General features: G+C 70.4%; 20 protein-coding genes and 1 pseudogene. 12 read left to right on the top strand and 9 right to left on the bottom strand.

What is annotated here, in order from left to right; translation table 11 throughout:
* The 4 genes from ACZ52R_RS38760 to ACZ52R_RS38775 all read right to left on the bottom strand — a co-directional run.
* A partial coding sequence (locus ACZ52R_RS38760; RefSeq protein WP_465755096.1) for a hypothetical protein occupies nucleotides 1-275 on the bottom strand: 275 nt, incomplete at its 3' end.
* A gap of 59 nt (nucleotides 276-334) precedes the next feature.
* Nucleotides 335-1,960, bottom strand: coding sequence for a DUF2637 domain-containing protein (locus tag ACZ52R_RS38765; protein ID WP_465755097.1), 1,626 nt, complete (start codon nucleotides 1,958-1,960; stop codon nucleotides 335-337).
* Nucleotides 1,961-2,265: 305 nt separating this feature from the next.
* Nucleotides 2,266-2,625, bottom strand: a complete 360-nt coding sequence (locus ACZ52R_RS38770; protein ID WP_465755098.1) for a hypothetical protein — start codon at nucleotides 2,623-2,625, stop codon at nucleotides 2,266-2,268.
* 11 nt (nucleotides 2,626-2,636) lie between these two features.
* A complete protein-coding gene (locus ACZ52R_RS38775) occupies nucleotides 2,637-3,449 on the bottom strand; it encodes a ParA family protein (protein ID WP_465755099.1) in 813 nt (270 codons plus the stop codon).
* Between the two features lie 568 nt (nucleotides 3,450-4,017).
* Between ACZ52R_RS38775 and ACZ52R_RS38780 the strand changes: the two genes are divergently transcribed.
* The 3 genes from ACZ52R_RS38780 to ACZ52R_RS38790 are packed head-to-tail and all read left to right on the top strand — an operon-like array spanning nucleotide 4,018 to nucleotide 4,704.
* Nucleotides 4,018-4,206 carry a hypothetical protein gene (locus tag ACZ52R_RS38780; protein WP_465755100.1) on the top strand — a complete coding sequence of 63 codons (189 nt, stop codon included), beginning with the start codon at nucleotides 4,018-4,020 and terminating at the stop codon, nucleotides 4,204-4,206.
* An 8-nt stretch (nucleotides 4,207-4,214) separates the two neighbouring features.
* Nucleotides 4,215-4,478, top strand: coding sequence for a hypothetical protein (locus ACZ52R_RS38785; protein WP_465755101.1), 264 nt, complete (start codon nucleotides 4,215-4,217; stop codon nucleotides 4,476-4,478).
* Nucleotides 4,468-4,704: a hypothetical protein gene (locus tag ACZ52R_RS38790; protein ID WP_465755102.1), complete on the top strand. Its 237-nt coding sequence runs from the start codon at nucleotides 4,468-4,470 to the stop codon at nucleotides 4,702-4,704. Before ACZ52R_RS38785 ends, ACZ52R_RS38790 begins: the two co-directional genes overlap by 11 nt.
* Nucleotides 4,705-4,767: 63 nt before the next feature.
* On the opposite strand, the gene ACZ52R_RS38795 is transcribed toward ACZ52R_RS38790, so the two are convergent.
* From ACZ52R_RS38795 to ACZ52R_RS38805, 3 genes are read right to left on the bottom strand one after another with little or no spacing between them, the layout of a single operon-like run.
* Nucleotides 4,768-5,877: a C40 family peptidase gene (locus ACZ52R_RS38795; RefSeq protein WP_465755103.1), complete on the bottom strand. Its 1,110-nt coding sequence runs from the start codon at nucleotides 5,875-5,877 to the stop codon at nucleotides 4,768-4,770.
* Nucleotides 5,878-5,927: 50 nt separating this feature from the next.
* Nucleotides 5,928-6,629, bottom strand: a complete 702-nt coding sequence (locus ACZ52R_RS38800; RefSeq protein ID WP_465755104.1) for a hypothetical protein — start codon at nucleotides 6,627-6,629, stop codon at nucleotides 5,928-5,930.
* Nucleotides 6,626-7,099: a helix-turn-helix domain-containing protein gene (locus ACZ52R_RS38805; protein ID WP_465755105.1), complete on the bottom strand. Its 474-nt coding sequence runs from the start codon at nucleotides 7,097-7,099 to the stop codon at nucleotides 6,626-6,628. Before ACZ52R_RS38805 ends, ACZ52R_RS38800 begins: the two co-directional genes overlap by 4 nt.
* A gap of 612 nt (nucleotides 7,100-7,711) precedes the next feature.
* Between ACZ52R_RS38805 and ACZ52R_RS38810 the strand changes: the two genes are divergently transcribed.
* The 9 genes from ACZ52R_RS38810 (at nucleotide 7,712) to ACZ52R_RS38850 (ending at nucleotide 17,539) form a co-directional block, all read left to right on the top strand.
* Complete coding sequence (locus tag ACZ52R_RS38810) at nucleotides 7,712-8,668, top strand: MinD/ParA family ATP-binding protein (RefSeq protein WP_465755106.1); 957 nt, start codon at nucleotides 7,712-7,714, stop codon at nucleotides 8,666-8,668.
* 12 nt (nucleotides 8,669-8,680) lie between these two features.
* Nucleotides 8,681-9,031 (top strand): DUF6112 family protein, encoded by a 351-nt coding sequence (locus ACZ52R_RS38815; RefSeq protein WP_465755107.1) that lies wholly within the window; start codon nucleotides 8,681-8,683, stop codon nucleotides 9,029-9,031.
* An 18-nt stretch (nucleotides 9,032-9,049) separates the two neighbouring features.
* Nucleotides 9,050-9,817 carry a DUF8175 domain-containg protein gene (locus ACZ52R_RS38820; protein ID WP_465755108.1) on the top strand — a complete coding sequence of 256 codons (768 nt, stop codon included), beginning with the start codon at nucleotides 9,050-9,052 and terminating at the stop codon, nucleotides 9,815-9,817.
* Nucleotides 9,818-9,860: 43 nt separating this feature from the next.
* Nucleotides 9,861-11,456: a hypothetical protein gene (locus tag ACZ52R_RS38825; RefSeq protein ID WP_465755109.1), complete on the top strand. Its 1,596-nt coding sequence runs from the start codon at nucleotides 9,861-9,863 to the stop codon at nucleotides 11,454-11,456.
* Nucleotides 11,453-12,961 carry an SCO6880 family protein gene (locus tag ACZ52R_RS38830; RefSeq protein WP_465755110.1) on the top strand — a complete coding sequence of 503 codons (1,509 nt, stop codon included), beginning with the start codon at nucleotides 11,453-11,455 and terminating at the stop codon, nucleotides 12,959-12,961. The genes ACZ52R_RS38825 and ACZ52R_RS38830 overlap by 4 nt, the downstream gene beginning before the upstream one ends.
* Before the next feature lie 96 nt (nucleotides 12,962-13,057).
* Entirely contained in the window at nucleotides 13,058-14,674 is a 1,617-nt protein-coding gene (locus ACZ52R_RS38835) for a hypothetical protein (protein WP_465755111.1), read from the top strand.
* Nucleotides 14,674-16,470, top strand: a complete 1,797-nt coding sequence (locus tag ACZ52R_RS38840; protein WP_465755112.1) for a type IV secretory system conjugative DNA transfer family protein — start codon at nucleotides 14,674-14,676, stop codon at nucleotides 16,468-16,470. The genes ACZ52R_RS38835 and ACZ52R_RS38840 overlap by 1 nt, the downstream gene beginning before the upstream one ends.
* On the top strand, nucleotides 16,470-17,309 hold the full coding sequence (locus tag ACZ52R_RS38845; RefSeq protein ID WP_465755113.1) for a hypothetical protein: 840 nt from the start codon (nucleotides 16,470-16,472) through the stop codon (nucleotides 17,307-17,309). Before ACZ52R_RS38840 ends, ACZ52R_RS38845 begins: the two co-directional genes overlap by 1 nt.
* 38 nt (nucleotides 17,310-17,347) lie before the next feature.
* Nucleotides 17,348-17,539, top strand: coding sequence for a hypothetical protein (locus ACZ52R_RS38850; protein ID WP_465755114.1), 192 nt, complete (start codon nucleotides 17,348-17,350; stop codon nucleotides 17,537-17,539).
* Nucleotides 17,540-17,639: 100 nt separating this feature from the next.
* Here ACZ52R_RS38850 and ACZ52R_RS38855 read toward each other — a convergent pair whose 3' ends face one another.
* Nucleotides 17,640-18,869: a hypothetical protein gene (locus tag ACZ52R_RS38855; protein ID WP_465755115.1), complete on the bottom strand. Its 1,230-nt coding sequence runs from the start codon at nucleotides 18,867-18,869 to the stop codon at nucleotides 17,640-17,642.
* A 29-nt stretch (nucleotides 18,870-18,898) separates the two neighbouring features.
* A pseudogene (locus tag ACZ52R_RS38860) lies at nucleotides 18,899-19,810 on the bottom strand (hypothetical protein); the annotation flags it as partial.

A 19,810-nucleotide genomic window follows, 5' to 3' on the forward strand; every position in this document is an offset into this window, starting at 1 on the left:
GCCTGGACGTCGGCGAGCTGCTGGCGTGCCCGCCCGGCCTCGCTGTGCGCCTCCGCCGCCGCGGCTCTCTCGTCGGCGAGTTGCTGGTGGAGTTCCGCGACTCGCTCACCGGCCACCCTCAGCACGTAGTCCACCTGTCGGGCACGATGCACGCGCGCCTCCGCGCTGGTCAGTCGCTCGCTGAGCTGTGCCGCGCGTGCTGGCGGGACGGGAACCGGCGTGTGGGCGGTACGGGCGGCTGGCAACAGGTCCACGGTGCTGTCGTTCTCGGTCATCTCTCCCCTTCGGGTGAGGCCCGGGGCCCACGCGTGTGTGCCCCGGGCGAACCTCGTTGTCAGGCCCCGCGCTGCTGCGGGTCGGTGTCCTCGTCAGGCCCCTGCTGGCCCGTAGCGCTGTCGAGTTCCGTCCGGAGCACCTTCACCAGCTTGCCCGCGGGAGAACGGTCGTAGGTGTAGCCGTACCGGTCGCTCATCACCACGTTGAGCTGAGTCACGATCGCGTTGTTCGACCGAGTGTCGCCGGGACGGATGAACTCGGCGAACAGCTCCGCAAACTGCTTCCGCTTCGTGGCACGCGCGGCAATCTCGCTCACCGTGTCGTGCCCGCCCGCGTCGTCTCCGTGCACCTCCGGCACGCGGGCAGTAACCCGGGGGCCCGTCGTGTCACCGCGCTGGGCAGCGGCGGCCTTGCGGACCGGCGGTGCCGGCTCCTCGTCCACTTCGTCCTCGTCGGTGGTCTCGATGCACTCGGCGGCCTCCTCCTCGGCAACCACCGGCACCTCGTGTGCCTCGGTGTCCGTCTCGTGTGCGACGGTGGCTGGCTCGACGGGCTCTGTCTGGGCCCGCGGCGCCGGGATGGGGCCCGCGAGCTGTGCCATGAACCGGTCCACCACCGCGTCCTCGGCCTCGTCGGCCTGTGCCTCGACCAGTTCGGCCCGCTTCTCCAGCGCGGTCAGCTCGGCCTCCACGGTCTCGGCGGTACGCGCCTCCTGGTGTGCCGCCGTGTGCAGCACGTGCCCGAGGGCGAGCTGAGGCCCGGTCGTGTTGCGCTGGCGGTCTGCCATTTTGGCCTGTACGTAGGGGGCCAGGACGGCCGCGACGGCGGTAGCGGGCACGGGGGTGTGCCCGTCCACGGTCAGGGTTGGCTCGGCGGTGGTGACGACCACGCGGCGGACCTGCCACCAACCGGCCGGTGTGCTGGACTTCGCGGTGGCCTTCGCGGTGCGCTTGGCCGCGCGCTCCTGGCGGCGGATCGCCCGGCGGGTGCGGACGGCAGCCAGGGCCTCGGCCTCGGTGGTGATGGTCGGCTCCTCGATGGCCATGCGCATCATGGCGGCGGTCTCCACCGGGGCGCTGAGCCACCGCAGTACGCCGACCTTGGGCAGCGGCCGCCGGGTGTGCCCGCTGGCCTTGTTGGCGGCACGGCGCACACTGACCAGTCCGCGTTCGAACAGGACACCTGCGGCAATGGAGACGCCGGCGAAGAACTGAGGGGCGCCCACGTGCTCGGGACCGCGGGGGGCCTGAATCCAGTTGAACCATGCCGAGGCCAGGGCGAACACCCACACCAGCAGCCGGTTTCCGGCTGCGGACTCCTGACGGTCAACGTCCTGAAACGACAACATCATTAGGTACATCGCGGCCTCGTCCAAGGCCAGGGGCACCAGGTACTCCATGCCCCCGTGCAGGCCGAGCGCGGTTTGCGCATAGCCGATCAGGTGGGCGTACGACAGCGACGCCGGGACGGCGGCGAAGGCGAACAGGAAGGCAAGATTAACGATCTTGCCGCGGGCGTTGACCCGGGCCTTGCCGGCTGCCACGGTGTCGGCCCCGGCGGGCCGCATCGCCCGCCACTGCTCCAACACGTACCGGGCCACCCGGATGCCGAGGGCCGCGGCCAGGCCGAGGCACGCCAGGGCCACCACGACCAACAGGACGTTGTGGACGATCGGGTTGTTCATCGCCCGGCTCCGCTCTCGGCGGCGCGGGTTCCGGCCACGTCGGCCGGTGTGGTCGGCACCGTGCCCGCCTGGGCCTTACCGTTGTACCTGTACATGGGGGTCTCTCCCGTGTCGGCCCGGCCCCGGACTCTCGCCTACCAAGCCTTGTCCGGGGCCGCGCGTGTCTCTAGGGGTGCCGGATTCTCCGGCTGTGCCAGAGGTGGCACAGGCACATCCTGTGTCGGTTGCGCCGGAACTGTTGTCTGTGTCAGAGGTGACACCGGCACAAGGTGTGCCAGGAACGCCACCTCTGGCAGAGGTGTTATCTACCGGCCCGGCGGCCGACCCGTGCGGATCTTCCGTTTGGGCCGCTCGGGGAACGGCTCGCCGTTGTTGAACTTCCTCTGCAGCCTCATCAGTTTCTCCCTGAGGGCGTCCTCGATCAGGTCGCTTAGGCTCTGGTAGCCGCCCTCGTACGGGGTCGTGGCCACCACCGCGTTGCGGGCGGCCTCGGCCACCTCCGTGGTGATGTACGGCTGCAGCTTCTCCTTGCCGGCGACCTGTCCGCGGGGCACCGGCTCGGCCTTCACCGCGGCGGCCGCGGCAACCGGCGCCGGGGGGTTGGTTCGGCTGCTGGGCTCCGGCTCGTCCTGCGGGTCCGGGTCGTCGGTCTCGCTAAGGCTCACGCGTCCCACGCTCAGGCCCCCGTCCTGCTCGATGCGGCCACCAGGTACTCCATCGCAACGCCCGTAATGTCAGCCCGGGCAAGCGCGAAGCTGACGCCGGAGTTCTTGCGGGTGAACTGGGTCACCGTCAGCCCCTGGGCTGGCGCGTCCTGGTGGCATTCGTACGTCCGGACGAAGGTTCGGAAGTAGGGGAACCCTCGCTTGTCGGCCCACTGCTTCATGTCGTGGACGTCCCGCAGATCCTCGCTGCCGGCCACCTTTGCGCTGCGCGGGTTGGTGCGGGAGAACAGCAGCCGCGACGGCTTCCCCGTGGGCAGGATGTAGTTGTTCATGAACAGCAGAGTCGGGTCCTGTGAGAGGTAAGCCGCCTCCAACGGAATGATGAACTCGTCAGCGAGTTTCTTGATGATCCACTGCTGCAGTTCCTCGTTCTCCAACGATCCCGGGGTGTCGATCAGCACATCGTGGTACCCGAGACCGCGGAGCTTCTGCAGCTTCTTGGGGTCCACCTCGTACACGTAGTCAAACGGGAGGTCGAACCCGCGCGCCACCGCCTGACGGGCCCACGCGGAGCTCGCCGACTTCTGCGGGTCCGCGTCCACGACAAGCACGCGCCGGCCGTGCTGTGCCAGGGTCGCCCCAAGTTGAATGGTGGTCGTGGTCTTCCCGACGCCACCCTTCTGGTTGCAGACGGCCACGATCCGGGTGTGGACGACCACTCCCGGCTCGATCGGGGTCCTGACGAACGTCTCGGACACCGCTGTGCCCTGCTGGGGCAACGGTGTGCCCTTGAGTACTGCCGTAGGTTCGATCGGCTCTGCCACCTGTGTCACCTCCTCTAGTTCTGTCGCCGGTTCCGGCGCTGCCACCTCTGTTGTTGCTGTTGGAGGTGCCGACGAACGCGCAGGTGGCAGCTATGGCACATCTGCCGCGGCTGCCGCACGTACCACTTCTGGCACATGCTCCGCCTCCGGCACAGGTGCCGGCTCCAACGACTGTGCCACCTCCGGCACCTGTGACGCATCCGGCATAGCTGCCGTCTCTGTCACCTGTGCTTGATCCGGCACCTGTGCCACCTGTTCGTCAGGTGGCAGCTCTGGCACATGTGCCGTGTCTTGCATCTCTCCCACCGCTGACACAGGTGCCGTCGGTGGCAGAGACACAGTATCGCGCGGATCTTGCAGAGGTGCCGTGTCTGGCCGATCCGACACACCCTCAGGACACATTGGCGATAACACCTCTGTTTCCTGAAACAGAGGTGTTATCGTGAGCGCAAGAGAGGGGCCGGGCTTCCTACGGCCCGGCCCCTCATTGGGTGCCCCTGTTCACTGCGGTCACGGTGACGGGGGCTCGGATCCCTGTTGGGAGGATCTTGTGGTCAGCGTAGTAGAGATGCCCGCGGGTGACCGTGAGCTGGTGGTGAAGCCGTGCCGCAGCAGCGGACCGGTGCGGATCGCAGTCGGCCGCTGGGCCAGTACGCGCGGGGCGGTGGCGCCGGTGTCGGCGCCGCGGCCCCCGGTTGACGACCTGCTGGCGGTGGCCAGCGTCGTGGGCGTGCTCGTCGTCCGGCCGGGCGAGTGAGCGCGGTCGTGGTGCTCGTCTATCTGGCGCTCGGCGTCCTGGCCTACCTCGGGTGGGGCTGGACCTCGCCGGCCGACGCTGTGGTGGATCTGCAGGCGGACCGGTCGCGCGCTCCGCTTGGGCGCGAGATCGCGGTGGCCGTCGTGCTCTGGACGGTGCTGCTGGCCGTGTGGCCGCTCGCGCTCGTGCTCCGCGGGGTGCTGGCCCTGCGGCGCTCGGCCGGCCACCGCGTGCTCCGTCGCGATTGGGGGTACTCGGCTGATGGCCGCTGACGTGGACGACGGCATGCGGCCGGTGAGCCTGCGCGGGCTGCTGCCCGGGACTGCGGGCCCACGCCGGCTGACGGACTGGTTGCGGGTTCCCCGCCGGGAGGTCGCCAGGGCGGCCGCGGCGGCGGGGGCCGGCGACGAGTGGACGGAGCGGCTGGCCTCGTTGAACGCGCCGGACCCCGGCGTGCCGGTGTTCTTCGTGGACTACTGGGCGGCCGCACGGGCCTGACGCAGGAACGGCGAAGGCGGGCCCGGAGAGCTCAAGCCTCCGGGCCCGCCTTCGCCGTTCCTGCTACGGCGCTTTAGCCGGTGTGCCGGCCGCGCCGCCTCCTGCTGTGTCCGGGACAGCGAGCCGTACGGCAGTGCTCATCAGGTAGGACTCGGTCAACGAGAGGTCGCGCACCCGAACGTTGAGCCCTGTCCTTGGCGCCTCCGCAATCTTGAGCTTTCCGGCGTCGTTCTCCAGCACCAGCGCCACGTGATAGATGCCTTGCGGCCCGTTCTGCCAGAACACAAGGTCACCGGGCATCGCGGCGGCCGTCGGGACGTGCTGCCCGGCCTCGTACTGGTCGGTCGTCACCCTGGGAAGGTGGACGTACGGCCACCACGCATACTGCACCAATGAGCTGCAGTCAAATCCCGCGTGGGTGCCCGCGAAACATGCCCCGTTCAACCAGCCGTTGTTGTCGCAGAACCCTGTCCCTGGCCCGGACGGCGTGCCACCGCCCCACACGTACGGGACGCCCAACTGAGACATGGCCCGGTTGATGACGTTGTTCACCGCGGGCCCGGCGAGCGCCGGCGGGGTGTCGTCGGAGCACTTCACCGCCTGGTTGGTGTCGCCTCCGCTCAGTGCCTCGGCCAGGGTCGTGCCGAACCTCTCCCACTTCTTGTACTGGTATCCCACCCCACTGACCTGGACGGTCTCGGCGGCATCCGCCATGTCCATCCGCTCCCATCCCTGAACCCACGTCAGGCCTGGAATGTGCTGGTCAGGCACGCCGTACAAAAATGCCGTGGTGCTGTAAATGGGGTCCATCACCTGCTCCGGTGACCCCCACCCGACCACGGAGCGCTGCTGGAACAGCCCGGCCGCATCGTGGCCGGGGCTGGGCGGCAGCCGTCGCAGACTGCTCTCCTGCATCGCGGTCATCAACGCGATGGCGGCCGCCCGGGTCGGCAGTCCCTTCTCCTTCGTCACCTTCGCGATGGTGGCGGCGTTGGCGGTCTGCTCGGCGTCGAGCTGGACGCCGGCCGCGGCCGCGGTAAGGGGTCCAGCGGGTGCGCCGCCGCTCTGGTCACTGGAGGTAACGGCCACTGAGCAGTACTTACCGCTCTCTGCGTGGCCGCTTCCGCCGATGATCAGGATCACGGGCAGTGCCACCACGCCGGCGGCCGCCATGACGAAACCTCGCCTCTTCAAGTGCCTCCTCCCCCTTCTATGTGGTGTGGTCAGCCCTTCGCCAACACCGCGTCCACCCGCCACGCACCGGCCACCCGTAGGAGGTGGAGGCTCCACGACTGGCGGTTGTCCGTCGGTGTGCCGTGGTCCGTCAGGTGCTGGGCCCACGACACCGTTACGAATGCGTCGGTGTCGCTGGCGGGCGGGGCGTCGGCGTCCACGGCCGCGGTGCGGACGGTGGCCGTCGACGTCTCCTGAGCTGTGGTCATGCGGAGCGCGAACGTGGTCTGTGTAGGTCGGAGCCCCACCAAATAGGCCTCCGTAGCGAGCGGGCGGACCCGCTCCACGGGGTCGAGCGTCGTCGGGGCCTGCCAGTCGTAGGAGTAGAACGCGACCGTGAACCGGGAGGCAACGTCGACCGGCGAACCGCCGTCCCCGCTACCGGCGGCGGCCGGCGCCCCAGGGGCCGGCTGGTCGGCCGGGGGAGGGCCCGCCGGGACGGGGCTCGGCGAACTGGCGGTCGTCGGCGAGCTCGCGGTGGTCGCCGCTCCGGCGGGGACTCCGGGCTGGCCGGCGGCGGTCGAACTCGCGGCAATCGGCGCGGTCGTCGCCACGCCGGGCCCGCTCGGGGCGGCCTGGTCCGCCGCCACCTTCGCTGGCGAGGCTGGGCTGTCCGTCTTCTGCTGCGTGCTGCAGCCGGCCAGCGCGGCAACGGCGACGACCAGGGCGACGGAGTGGTGTCGGACCCTCATGATTCGCTGTCCTCCCTGACAGGGGATGGTGCATCGTGGTCCGGCACGCTGCCCGTGCCGCACAGCGTGCGCAGGATCGCGGCGCGCGAGAAGCGGCGGCACCGGGTCTCGCCCCAGTGCGGCAACTCGCCGCGGCGGGCGAGCTTGCCCACCTTGTCGGGCCCCATGCCCAAAAGCGCGCAGACCTCCTTGGTCGTCAACACGTCGTCCCGGAACGGGAGATCGTGCCACGGCAGGCCCTGCACCGCTGCGTCCAGCGCGGCGGTGCTGAACCGCCAGTCGCCGCCCAACTTGACACCCGGCAGATCGCCGGAGCGGGCTCTCTTCGTCACCGTGCGGGGGTTGAGCGCGAGCCGATCGGCTGCCATTTCGCTGGTCAGCACCGGCCCCCCAGGGTCCAGCCGGTCCGCTTTGGAGTCGCCCCGGCGGGGCCGGCCCCTGCGACTCTGCGTCAGGTCTTCCGTGTCCACCGCCCGTTTGTACCGCACGCAACGTCACCACTCTGTCCTCCGTGGTTCTCCGGCCCTTGGGAGAGTGTCCCGATTCGCGACAATCCGTTGATCATGGATGCACCGCGGGTAGTCAGTACGCTACTCTAAAACAGCCCTCGATACCGAGAAAAAGGCTAGAATGCTGATGAACGGATCTAGCGCACTGGGGGGTGACGCGTGACCGAGGCCGATGAGATCGACCGAGATCGACCGGTGAGCCTGCGGGGCCTGCTTGCAGTTGGGGCCGCCGGGGAAGCCGAACCGGGCAGGGCACACAAGGGGGCTCGCGCGGCGCGCAAAGGGCGCACAGTACCGGAACCATCACATTCATCTGCCGGTGATCACAAGCGGTTTCCGGCCATCGGGGCTGATTTGCCTGCCGCCGGACCCTCGCCTGCGGGGCCTGCCGTGGGCGAGCTCCTGGCGGCGGAGGGCCACCGGGCGTCGGCTGTCACGGCGGGGCCGAGTGGTCCCCCCGCTTCGGCACAGGCCGTTGTAGAAGAGCCGCAGACGCTGGTCCTGGGCAGGGTTCTGCCCCGGGACGTTGCGGCCGCACCGCCGACCGCGCCCGCCGCTGGTCCGGCCGAGGCGGTGCTGACTCCGCCGGCCGAGGCCTCCGCCCCGGTGGTGGAGCCCGAACCGCTCGTGGAACTCCGGCCTCGTCGGCGGGGGTTGCTGCGTCGTCGGCGCCCGGAACCGGTCGCCGCGGCACCGGCTCGGCCGGCGCTGCCGACCGTCGCCGACCGCGTACGGGACACCGTTCTGCGCAAGCGGCTCGCGGTCGACCTGCCGGGGCCCCACGTACGGATCGCGGTCGTCTCCCTCAAGGGCGGCACCGGGCGGACCACCGTGGCGCTGGGCCTGGGCGACGTCCTGGCCGCCGATCGGCACCGCGAGCCGGTGGTGGCGCTCGACGCCGTACCGCTGCACGGCGGATTGGCCACCCGCGCGGGCGGGCGGGAGGCCAGCGTGATAGAGCTGCTGGCCAACCACCAGACCTACGTCACCCACAACTCGCCGCCCCCGCCGGCCTACCGTCGCCCCTCGGGGCTCGCGGTGGTCCCCTCCGAGCACCGCCCGGACGCTCAGTACGTCCTCGGCGCGGAGGGGTACCGCTGGCTGGCCGAACACCTCATTCCGCGCAGTTTCGGCATCGTGGTGACCGACACCCCCGCCGGTCTGTCGGACCCGCTGATGGCCGGCGTCCTGTCACTCGCGGACCTGGTGGTGCTCACCACTACCACCGCGGCGGAGTCGGCCACGCGGGCGGTCGACGCCCTGGTGTGGATGCGCCGCCAGGGCTACGGCCGGCTCGCACGGCGGGCGCTGGTCGCCATCACCGCCGTTCGCGAAGGTGACCCCGGGGTGCCCACCGAAGTCCTGCGCGCGCACTTCGCGGCCGAGGCGGGCGGCGCCGTGACGATCCCGTGGGACCGGCACCTAGCGGCCGGCCAGCCGATTGACACCACGGCCCTGGAACCCGCCACCCGCACGGCTTACCTCACACTCGGCGCGGCCGCCGTGGCCGCGCTCCACACAAAGAAGTAGGGGAGAACCACCGTGTCACAGCTGCTCGACCTCGCCCACCACGCCGCGATCCTGGCGGCCGGCCCGACGCCCGCCCCGAGCGGCGGCAACATCTTGCCGAACATCGCCCCGGACAAGAACGCGCCGGGAGCGGGGGCGTTCACGTCGCTGATCGGCGCCCTCATGTACTACGGCCTGCTCGCCGGGATCGCCGGCCTCCTGCTCGGGGCGATCTGCTTCGGGCTCGGCAAATACTTCGGCAACCACCACGCCACGACCGCGGGCCGGGTCGGAATGTTCGCCTCCCTCACCGCAACGATCGTCGTCGGCGGCGGCAGCTCGCTCGTGAACTGGGCGTTCAACCTCGGCGCCACAATCAGCTGACCAACTAGGGGGCCAGACATGGAACTTGACCAGAAACGCGCCCGGCTGATCATGGGCACCGTGCTGGCCGTCGCGCTGTTCGGCGGCGGCGTCGTACTCGGGCACTCCACTTCCCCGGAGTCGGCGAAGACCTCGCCGGTTCCGGCGCCGCCGGCCTCGACGCCGAACGGCACCGGCACCACCACCGCCTCCGGCATCGGCCCGGCCCGGGTCGTATCCGGTATCCCGGTGGGCTACCCGCACAGCAGGTCCGGTGCCCTGAGCGCGGCCGCGAACTACGCGGCCGCCATCGGCTCGCCGAGGGTGCTGACCCCGGAGGGACGGGCGGGGATCGTCTCCGCCATCGCGGCGCCGGCCTCGGCGGCCGCCCTACAGCAGCAGCTCGACCGCTCGACCTCGGGCGCCACCTACGAGCAGCTGAGGACCGACCAGAACACCAAAACGCCGATCGGCCTGGCGAGCGTGCCGATCTCCCTGCAGCTCGACGGCCCCGGGGAACCGGGAGACACCGCAACGGTGCAGGTGTACGCCATCACGTACGTGGCCTCCTCCACCGCCACTGCCGCGGGCGGCTACGGCCGCGCCACCGTGAAGTTGGCGTGGACCGGCGGCGACTGGAAGCTGACCGACTTCTCCGCGGTCTCTCAGTCGGGCCCGATCTCGACCAACTACTACGCGCCTAGCACGGGCTGGCTGCCGGTCGACGGCAGCTCGCTCTACGACGTGAGCTCGGCGTTCCGGCGCACGCTGACAGAGGGGACGGTGCCGGGTTATGTCGTCCCGTAGCCGGTGGACGCGACGGGCGGGCGTCACGGGGGCGGTGACGGCCGTGATGCTGGCCGTCGCCGCGGTGCCCGTGTCCGCCGACCCCAAGCCTCCGGATTTGTGCACCACGTTGGCCGAAGCGGCCATGCACCCGATCGACTGCGCGGGCAAAGCTGCCGGATTCGCCGCCGACGGCGAGATGCAGAAAGTCAAGCAAGGCGTTCTTGACGACATTACCGGCGCCATCGTGGACGGCGTGAACTGGATTTCCAGCGCCGTCGGCGATTCAATCCAGACGTCGGGTTCGCCGGACCTCAAAGCGGCTTGGTTCTCCGAGACATTCGAAGCGACAAGGTCGATCGGTGCCATGTTCGCGCTCATTGCCCTTTTGTGCTCGGCCATCCTCGCCGCGCTCACGCGGGACGGCGGCGAAGTCGGCCGGACTCTCACCAAGGTGTTGACCGCCGGCGTTTCCTGCGGGCTCGTCGGGTCCGTGGTCATGATGTTCAACGCCTTCGTGGACTACGCCTGTGACGTGGCCCTCGGCACCGACGGCTGGGCCAGTATCACCGACTCCCTCAAGGCTGTTGCACACCTGCTCAACCAGGCGGCAAGCCGTTCGCAAGACCCGTCAGCGGTCCTGCTGCCCTCGTTCATCATCATCCTGATGGGCCTGGTGATCATCGTCTGCCTGGGTGTCGTCTGGTGCGAGATGATCATTCGTCGGATGGCGATTGACATTTGCATCGCGTTCTGGCCGCTCGCGGTTTCCGGGTCCATCTGGAAGAAGAGCCGCCAGTGGGAACAACGCCTGATCGACACACTCATTGTCGTGGAGCTCGCCAAGATTGTAGTCGTGATCGTGCTGAAATTGGCGAGCAATTCCCTTAAGGGCGTCAACTCCGCTGCAGGGCTTATCCTTGCGCTCGGCCTCTACATTGTCGCTGCTTTTGCGCCGTACGTCGTCATGCAGATGATCGGTGTCATCGGCGGCGCCACGCAGTCGAACGGCGCGGGCGGGATGCGCCAGGCCGGTTTCGGTGGCGTCGCCGGCATGGCGGCCGGGGTCATGGCGCTGACCGGCGCCGCCTCACGGCTGGGCAAGTTCACGGGCGGGGGTAGGACCCGCACTCCGTCTGCGGCGGGCCAGGCCGCGGCAGCGACCGCCGCTGCCGGCGGCCCCAGTTTCAGCGCGGGCCTCGCGGCCCTGCAGGCCGGGGCGAACCGGCCGATGCTGCAGGCCGGCCGCGGCGCTCCCGGCCCGGCCGGCGCGCTTACGGGAGGCGGGGGTGGGGACACCCCTGCACTGGGCTCCGGGGTGATCCCCGGTCAGCTCACCGGCAGCCCCAACCGGCCCGCGCTTCCGCCCGGCACGGGCGGCACCGGCGGCGGCACCGGCGGTCGAACCGGTGGACCCGGTGGTGGCACGGGCGGCACCGGCGGCGGCGGAGGGACGCCGGGGCTGCCCTCGAACGGAACCGGCGGTGGAACCACACCGCTGCCGAACACCAGGGGCGGCGGTACGAACTCCGTGGCCTCCACCGCCGCGGCCCGCCAGGCAGCCGGTCCGGGCCGGTACGCGCTGACGGCGCCGGTCCGCCCGGCGCCGGCCGTGCACACGATCCCGCCCCGCACCCCGACCACCGGGAGGCCGCAGTGACTCAGCAACAGCAGCAGCAGCGCCAGATGTACGTCTTCGGCCCGCGGCAGACCGACGGCATCGTGCTCGGTTTGACCATGGGCAACTTGATCGCCTTGTTCTTGGCCGCCTTCGTCCTGGTGCGTCTGCTGGCGTACGGCGTCGGGGGCACGCTGCTCGGCGTCGCCCTGGTCCTGGCCACGGTGGCCGCCGTGTGGGTGCCGATCGCCGACCGCACCGCGGCCGAGTGGGCGCCGATCGTCGCCCTGTTCCTCGTTCGGCGCGCGCTTGGGTGGCACCAGTTCAGGGGCGGGCCGGCCGCACAGCTCGCCCCGCAGACCCACGAAGAGGGAGTGGAACAGATGGAGCTGCCGGGCGACCTGGCGGGCATGCAGGTGCTGACGGCGCCTACCGCGGTCGGGAACATCGGCGTGATCAAGGACAGCAGGCGGAACCGCTACGTTGTGGTGATCCAGACCCGTGGCATGGCCTTCAAATTGTTGACGGCTGCGGAGCAGGACGGCCGGCTGGCCGCGTGGGGTGAAACGCTCGACTCAATCGCCTACGCCGCCGGCGGCGTCACGCGGCTGCAGCTGCTGAACTCCACCGTGCCCGACAGCGGCGACGCGCTGAGCCGGGAATGGGCGGCCAAGGGTCTGCAGGGCTCGGCGGCCACCGCCGCGAACTACGAACTGCTCCTTGACGAAGCGCGTCCGACCAGCCGCACCCACGAAAACTACATCGCGGTGATGCTGGACCCGCGGCGCGCTCGGCGGCAGATCCGCACCCTGGGCGGCGGCGACACCGGGGCATGTGCGTATCTGCTGCAGCGGTGCGCGAGCATCGAGGACGCGTTGACGGCTGCGGGCGTGGTGGTGGAGGGGGCTCTGCCGGCGCGGGCCATCGGCAAGCTGATCCGGTGCGCCTACAACCCGGGCGCCCGGTGGGGGCTGGATGCCCGCGGCCCCGTCACGGACGACTCCGGCGGCGCCACGCCGGCCGAGGCCGGGCCGATGGCGGCAGACGAACACTGGGCGGAGTACCGGACGGACGACACCTATCACGCCGTCTACTGGATTTCCGAATGGCCCCGGAAATCCGTTCCCGGCACATTCCTGGAACAGCTGATCTTGCAGACCAACTGCGAGCGCACCCTGTCCATCACCATGGAACCGCTCAACCCCCGTAAGGCCGCGGACGAAATCGCCAAGTCCGATGCCGCCAAGGACGCCAACATGAAGACGAAGGAAAAGACGGGATTCCGCGCCTCGGCGCGGGACGTGCGGGAAACTCAGTCAATTGCCGCTCAGGACACGGCCATTGCTGATGGTCACGCCCTGTACAATTTTCTCGGCCTGATCCGGATTTCGGCACCGACTCCCGAACTCCTCGACCAGGCATGCGCGGAAGTCGAGACCCGCGCGGCCGCCCTCAAGCTCCGCCGCCTCTACGGCGAACAGGACGTGGCGTTTCCGGCGACTCTGCCGTTTGCCCGCGGGCTGCGGTTCGGGATGATCACCGACTGACCTCCGGCCGCTTTCGGTGCCGGCCCCACCAGGGTGGGGCCGGCGCCGTATCCGACCGGACAAGCCACCACCGACACGACTTCGGGGAGACACAGCATGTTCCGACGCGCCAAGGACACCACCAACACGCCCACCGTGGCCGTGGCCGCTCCCGCCCCCGCCCCCAAGAAGCGGGCGGCCCGCCGCGGGGCGGCCGCGCCGTCGTCCGCTCCGCGGCGGGGCCTGGCTCTGCTCGGGCAGGGCCTGGCCCGGCCGATGTCCGGCCGGACTCTTCGTCAGCTCCGCCTCGCCCCTCACCGGGAGGCCACCACCCTGTTGCAGTCCCTGTATGTGTGGCAGGCCGATGCGGGGGTGGGGCCCCTGGGGCCGCTCGTGGGGGCCAACGTGCTGGGCGGCGGAAGCTTTTGCTTCGACCCGTGGGAATGGTACAGCGCAGGGCTTTTGACTAACCCTAACTGGATCACCTTCGGGGAAATCGGTTCGGGCAAGAGTACCGAGGTGAAAACGCGAATTGCCAGGGCCTATGAATTCGGGCGGGGCACTTTCGCAACGGACGTCAAGAACGAGTACAACGACGTGGCGAGCTACCTCGGGCATGAACCGATTTTCATTGGCCCGGGCCGAACTGACAGGTTGAATCCTTTTGACATGGGCGGCGGGGATGAGTCTCCCGCCGACGCGCAGGTACGGCAGCTGAACATGCTGCAGTCCCTTGCGGCCGGCGTCCTGCGGCGGGACCTGACCGAGTCGGAGCGGACGCTGTGCCGTATCGCGGTCGCCACCCTGACCGGCGGTCACGTCGAACGGGTGGTGTCCGCGGACGGCACCAAGACGCTGGCGGCCCGGCCGGCCGACCGGCCGCGGGTGCCCACTCTGCCGGAAGTCGTGGAAGCGATGCAGCACCCGCCGCAGTCCGCCCTGTCGGGCCTGCCGCTGAGCGCTGCCGAATTGCGCGAAAAAACCGCGGACTTGATCATGGCGTTTCAGCGTCTGGTGGACGGTGACCTGCGCGGAATGTTTGACGGACCGACCACGGTGGATGTTGACCCGAAATCGAAATTCCTGGTGGTCAATCTTTCGTCAGTTTTCGCAGAGCGGCGCGATGCTCTGCCGCTCGTTCGCATTTGTGCATCTGCCTGGCTGCAGTCCGCCATGACAAAGCATCTGATGCCGCGTTACAATATCAGCGATGAAGCGTGGGCCGATATGAATCACGGCACCCTGCGCTGGTATCAGACCATGTTCAAGCTGGCCCGGCAGTACAAGGTGTCCAACGGCCTGGTATTCCACAAGCCGGGTGACATTATGACGGCGGGTGGAGCCGGAAGCGAGCTCGACCGCGTGGCGTCCAGCCTTCTGGCGGACGCGGGAATGATTATCTTCTACCGTCAGAAAGCCGACCAGATCGAGCTTTGCAAAAGGCTTTTCGGGGCCACTGATGCCGAATCCCTCTGGCTGACCGGCCTGCGGCGCGGACAGGCTCTGTGGAAGATGCCGGACCGGTCGTTCGTCGTCCAGCACGTCCGCTCGTCCATCGAAGCCGGCTTCACCAACACCGACCCCGAGGCCGTGCCCGCCGCCGGGGTGGACCTTGCCAAGGACGGCGGCACCGCCGTGGCCGACGACTCGACTCCGCCGGTCGCGGACGCCTGGGCGGACTCCTCGACCACCACGGCCTCCACCGGCCCGGCCTCGGACGGGGTGTACGCCTGATGTTCTCCGACCAACAGCAGCCTGCGGCCGGCGGTGGCGGCGGTGAGCCGGTGTACGTCGTCGTCGGCGCGGGGGTCGCCGCCGCGGCGGTGTCCTGGACGCTGTGGCTCGCCGCCGCCCTGACGGCCCTGCTGTCCGGGCACGGCTGGCACGGGGACACCGCGCGGCGTGGACTGCCCTTCGCCGGCCACCTGTTCATCAGCAAGGGGGACGCGGCCGGGGCCTGGGCCGAAGGCGCCGGCGGCGGCGAGCTCGGCCCGGCCTGGCTGTACTGGGTGCTCGCCGTGATCCTTCTCGGCATCGTCCTGGTGCTGCCGGGCTCGGTGCTGATGGCTCGCCGTGGCCGGCGGCGCGCCCGCGGTGCACAGTGGGCCCGGCGCGACCAGGAACGGCGCATGGTCGTCCCGGCCGATCCGGCAAGGCGGCTGTGGCGGCTGACGGCGGGGCTCAGCAAGCGCACCCGCCGCCTGCTCGCCGGCGCCGACTGCATGAGTGCGATTGCCTTCGGTCCGAACGGCTCCGGCAAAACCGTATCGCTGGTGGTGCCCAACGCCCTGGAGTGGCAGGGGCCTGCGCTGATCTCGACGGCCAAGGGGCCTGACGTCTTCTACATGCTCCGGGCGCGCGAAGCGGTCGGCCCGGTCCACGTCTTCGCGCCCACCGGTCTGCCGGGGTACCGCACTAGCCGCTGGTCGCCGGTGGCCTACGCAACCGATGAAGCGGCGGCGGCCCGGATGGCGCGCTGGCTGTGTGAGGCGGCCGGCATGGATGACCCGTCATCACGGCCGTGGATGATGCAGGCCAGGCAGTTCGTCGGGCCGCTGCTTCTGGCCGCCAACCTGTCCGGCCGCGGAATTGACGCTCTGGTGGATTTCGTGCAGCGCGGCAAGGCCGCGGAAAGTGACGTCCGGCAGATTCTCCAGAAGCACGGCGCACAGACGTTCCTGCGCCAGTACACGGGCGTGTGGAGCAACCTCCACGCGGACGGAATCGGGTCGGTTCTGTTTACGGCAAACCTCATTATCGACCCGTATCTGAACCCCATCATCCGCGAGTCCGCCACCGCTTCGGATTTCACGGTGGAGGACATTCTGCGAGACTCCGGGACGATCTTCGTCGTCTCCCCTCCGTCCGAGTCGAAGGCCCTCGGGCCGGTCTGCACCGCGCTCCTGGCGAGCCTCATGTACGCGGTGGAGCGCGAGTTTGAGCGGATCAATGCCAACTGGCAGGACAACGGCGGCGGGCGTCACTGGCTGTTCCGCTGGCGCCGCACCCCTGCGGCGCCCAAGCCTCTGCGCCGCCGGGTCCTCCTCGGCCTGGACGAAGCCGGAAATGTGTTCCGCTTTCCGGAGTTGGCCAAGGTCGCATCGACCGGCCGCGCGCTGGGGGTTCAGCTGCTGGCAATCTTCCACGATTTCTCACAGCTGATTTCCATGTACGGGCAGGATGATGCCCGCACGATTGTCTCACAGTGCAAAATGCGAATCGTTCTGCCCGGCTTGGCCGATGATGTGACGCTGGATTATTTCTCCAAGGGGTACGGAGAAACGGTGACGCAACGAACGTCCCACACCACCGGCTCTGACGGCCGCGGATCATCGACGGTCAGCGACCATGAAATTCCGCTGATCGCGCCGTATCAGATCCGCGAACTGGAACGCGGCCGGGCCCTTGTCCAGTACGACAACCTGCCGCCCATGCGGGTCCTTCTGCGCAACGCGGAAGCGGATCGGCATCTGCTCGCGCTCGCCAACCCCACGGCGGCCCCCTCGACCAAGACCCTGGAGAACGTCTGATGACCACGGAACTCGCCGTCGCGGCAGCGGAGCTGCTGGACAGCCGCCAAGACTGCCGGTGGGTGCTCTCCGCCATGGAGCCGGCCGAACGTCGGCAGCTGCTGGAGAGGATGCGGCCCTGGGTGGAGTGGGTGGTGGAGGAGTACGACCACCTGCAGCTCGAAACGAAGATCCCCCGGTGCTGGTACCGGCACCGCGGCGGCCGGAACGAACTTCTCGGCCTCTACGTCGCGTGGGTGCGCGTGTTCGTTGAGCCCGGCGAGAATCAGCGCGAGCTCGCGCTGATCGAGTGGGCTGATGCCCTGGTCAAGGTCACCGGCAGGGTGAAATTTCCTGTCGAGTGCCTGGAGAACCGCGAGCACCACCAGCCGTCGTACACCGAACCCGAACGGTGGTCCACGGACGAACAGTTCGTGATGTGGTCCGGCACTGACCCGGTGATGACGGCCCCCGCGCACCACCCGGCGCCGTACTACCAGCCGCGTCCCAAGCCGGGGCCCGGCCAGATGCCGGCGCCGGCCCGGGCGCCACGGCTTCCGGCGGCCGCGGGTCCCGGGGCGGCTCCGACCGTGCCCGCCGCCGCCCCGGCCCCGGAGCCTGCTCCCGCCGCCTCCCCGCTGGCGGCGTACCTGCCGGACTCGCTGCCCACCTCGGAGATGCAGGCCAGGGTCCGGGAGGGGGCGGCCCGGCAGCTCTCCGGTGTGGGCGCCGTGCTGTTCGGCGGCTCCTGGTGGATCGCCGCCGGCGACGGCAGCACCTGGATGCGGCTCAACCCGAGCAACCCGGAGCACGTCCCCACCATCGCCAAGTTGGAAGCCACCCGGGCCTCGATGGCATAGGTAGCTCGGCCTCGACCTGCTGACCGAAGGGAAGATCCGTGACCGGCTACATCCCTGCGTTCCCCGCTCCGGTGCCCGCGCGGCACCCCGCCGTGGGCGTCCTGCTGTTCACCGCAAAGGCGGCCGGCTGGCTCGCGCTGGCCGTCGTCCTGGTCCTGGTCCTCATGGTGGTCTGCGCGGTCCGCGCGTTCGTCCCGATACTGGCGGGCGGTGGCCGGCGGCGGTGGTGACGCCCGCCGGAGACGGCGCGGCCCCGACTCGTCCGAGTCGGGGCCGCGTCGTTATCTGTGGTGCTCAGGAGGTGTAAGGGCATGTGAGCCAAGGGCCGTACTACATGCTGAGTCCCGAGCCGGCAGCGTCCGCGCCGGTGGTGACGTCGTAGGCCACTTCGGCGGCTTCCGCCGCGACCGCCGCGGCCGCCGCCCCCGCGGCGGCGCTGGCCACCACGGTCACAACCGCGAGGGTGGCCACCTCCTCGATGAGATTGGTACGGCCTGCCTCCTCCTGCTCGGCTCGGCCGCGCGGCAGTGCCGCGCGGGTCGCGTCCTCGGTGGCCAACTGGTCGTACTCCTCCGCCAGGGCGCCGGCCCGCTCTTCCAGCCGCTCGGCTCGGTAGCGCTCCCGCTCGGCCGCCGCCACGTCGCTGTCCCTGGCGGTGTCCAGCATCTGCGGCAGGGTGCGGTCCATCACCAGCCACTCGGAGTAGGCCGCGGCCCTGGTGGCCTCCGGGCCGGCGGCGGCCTCCAGCACCGCCCGGCGGGAGTCGAGTTCGGCAAGGCGGGGTGCGGTGTTGTCGATGTAGTCGCGCAGTGCGCCGGCCTCGGCCACCAACTCGCGCCGCTCCTGCCCCCGGACGGCGTGCAGCAGTCCAAGAACCGCCCGTTCCTTCAACCGTGCCTCAACGTCGGCGAGTTGGGCCTGTAGCTGGTCGGGAGTGCGGTCCCCGAGGCCTCCGACCTGCCGCACGTCGCGGTATTCGCGGTCCAGTGCCTGTAGCTCCTCGACCGCCGCGGCCCGGGCGCCCAGTGCGGCGTGCCGCTCGGTAAGCGCGGTGACGACCGGTCCACGGCGGGAGCGGGCTACCTCCATCGCGGTGGTGGCCTGCTCGGTCACCCGGCTGGCGTCGCGACCGGCCTGGATCGCGGCCGACCGCACGTCGGCGAGCCGGCTTTGCAGCTCGGCGTCCGGGACGGTGCCGTGCGGACGCTCGCGCCACGGCGGGATGCCGTCTTCGGCGGCTTCCCGTGGGGGTTCGGGCCGCACGGGGGTCCGGACGCTCTCGGGGTCGAACGTCTGCGGCCGCGGCGCCGTAGGGTCGGCGGGCAACTCCTGGTTGATGCGCCACGCCAGCAGCGCGGGGACGGAGCGCACGGCGGGGGTGATCCGGGTCTGCTCGGCCGTGCGTCCGAGCACGGTCACCGGGTCGTGGCCGGCTCGCTCGACGCGCGCGAGGGTGGCCCCAAGGGCCGGCCACGCCGGATCGCCGGTCACCAGATCGGCGCGCGGCCCGAACACCCGCCGCACTACCTCGTGGTACTGCTCGTATCGGTCCTCCGCCATGGTGCTGCCTGCCCCTCCTGGTCGGCGTGCTACCTGCTGCGGCCGCCATCGTCGGCGGACCGGTCCCACTCCTGATCGGTGTACTCGTACCCGTACGCCGCGTCCTGCTCGTGCTCGCGGCGGGCGTCGCCGGCCGCCGCGCTGATGCGGGCGGCCGTGCGCTGCAGCCCTTCGGTGAGGGAGTCGGCGGGCCGCTGCTCGGCCCTGATCTGCCGCTCGGCTGCCAGGGTCTCGGCGCTGGCCTGGGCCTCGGCCGCGCGCTGCTGCAGTGCGCGCACGTTCGCCTGGGCCAGGGCGGCGTCCTGCAGATCGCTGCTGCGGGCCTGGGCGAGCATCTGCGGCAGGGCCTGGGCGGTGGTCTCCCACTGCTGGACTGCGCCGGCGCGGGCTGGTGCCGGACCGGCGAGGCGGTCCAGCCGCTCGCGCTGGATGTCCAGCTCGACCAGCCGCCGGGTGACCTGTTCCAACTGCGAGCGAAGCGCCGCGGCCTCGGCGGCGGCCCGCTCCCGGGGGCCTCGCCAACGCGACCCCGCGCCGGCCTCGGCCTCGGCGAGCCGGGCACGGAGCTCGATCGCCTGGGCCCCGGTCGCGTCGAACTCCGGGGTGAGCTCGGCCAGGGCCTGGACGGCCTCCGCGCGCTGCTGCAGTGCCTCGGCCTGGGCCTGCACGGCCTCGGCGGCGGGGCCGGTGCCGGCCTCGGCCCGGCTCTGCTTCTCGGCGGCGGACCCAATGGCCTGGGCGGCGGCCGCGGCGGCCTGCTGGGCCTGCGTCAGCGCTGACACGTGGGCGGTCTGCAACTCCTCGTCGGTCAGCTCACCGTGCAGGCGCTCGCGCCACGTCGGCCGGCGCTCAGCCGGGGCCTGGTCGACGTCGACCGCGGCGCCGTCCACCACCACCTCGTCCACCTCGGCGGCCGGCTCCGCGAACTCGGCGGCCTGCTC

The sequence above is a fragment of the Kitasatospora sp. NPDC034023 genome (assembly GCF_055575795.1).

Excerpts from the sequence above, each read along its gene's own strand:
- ACZ52R_RS38800 (WP_465755104.1), bottom strand. The coding sequence starts at position 6,629 with ATGAGGGTCCGACACCACTCCGTCGCCCTGGTCGTCGCCGTTGCCGCG.
- ACZ52R_RS38820 (WP_465755108.1), top strand. The coding sequence starts at position 9,050 with ATGGAACTTGACCAGAAACGCGCCCGGCTGATCATGGGCACCGTGCTG.
- ACZ52R_RS38790 (WP_465755102.1), top strand. The coding sequence starts at position 4,468 with ATGGCCGCTGACGTGGACGACGGCATGCGGCCGGTGAGCCTGCGCGGG.
- ACZ52R_RS38795 (WP_465755103.1), bottom strand. The coding sequence starts at position 5,877 with ATGGCGGCCGCCGGCGTGGTGGCACTGCCCGTGATCCTGATCATCGGC.
- ACZ52R_RS38780 (WP_465755100.1), top strand. The coding sequence starts at position 4,018 with ATGCCCGCGGGTGACCGTGAGCTGGTGGTGAAGCCGTGCCGCAGCAGC.
- ACZ52R_RS38855 (WP_465755115.1), bottom strand. The coding sequence starts at position 18,869 with ATGGCGGAGGACCGATACGAGCAGTACCACGAGGTAGTGCGGCGGGTG.
- ACZ52R_RS38840 (WP_465755112.1), top strand. The coding sequence starts at position 14,674 with ATGTTCTCCGACCAACAGCAGCCTGCGGCCGGCGGTGGCGGCGGTGAG.
- ACZ52R_RS38845 (WP_465755113.1), top strand. The coding sequence starts at position 16,470 with ATGACCACGGAACTCGCCGTCGCGGCAGCGGAGCTGCTGGACAGCCGC.
- ACZ52R_RS38765 (WP_465755097.1), bottom strand. The coding sequence starts at position 1,960 with ATGAACAACCCGATCGTCCACAACGTCCTGTTGGTCGTGGTGGCCCTG.
- ACZ52R_RS38835 (WP_465755111.1), top strand. The coding sequence starts at position 13,058 with ATGTTCCGACGCGCCAAGGACACCACCAACACGCCCACCGTGGCCGTG.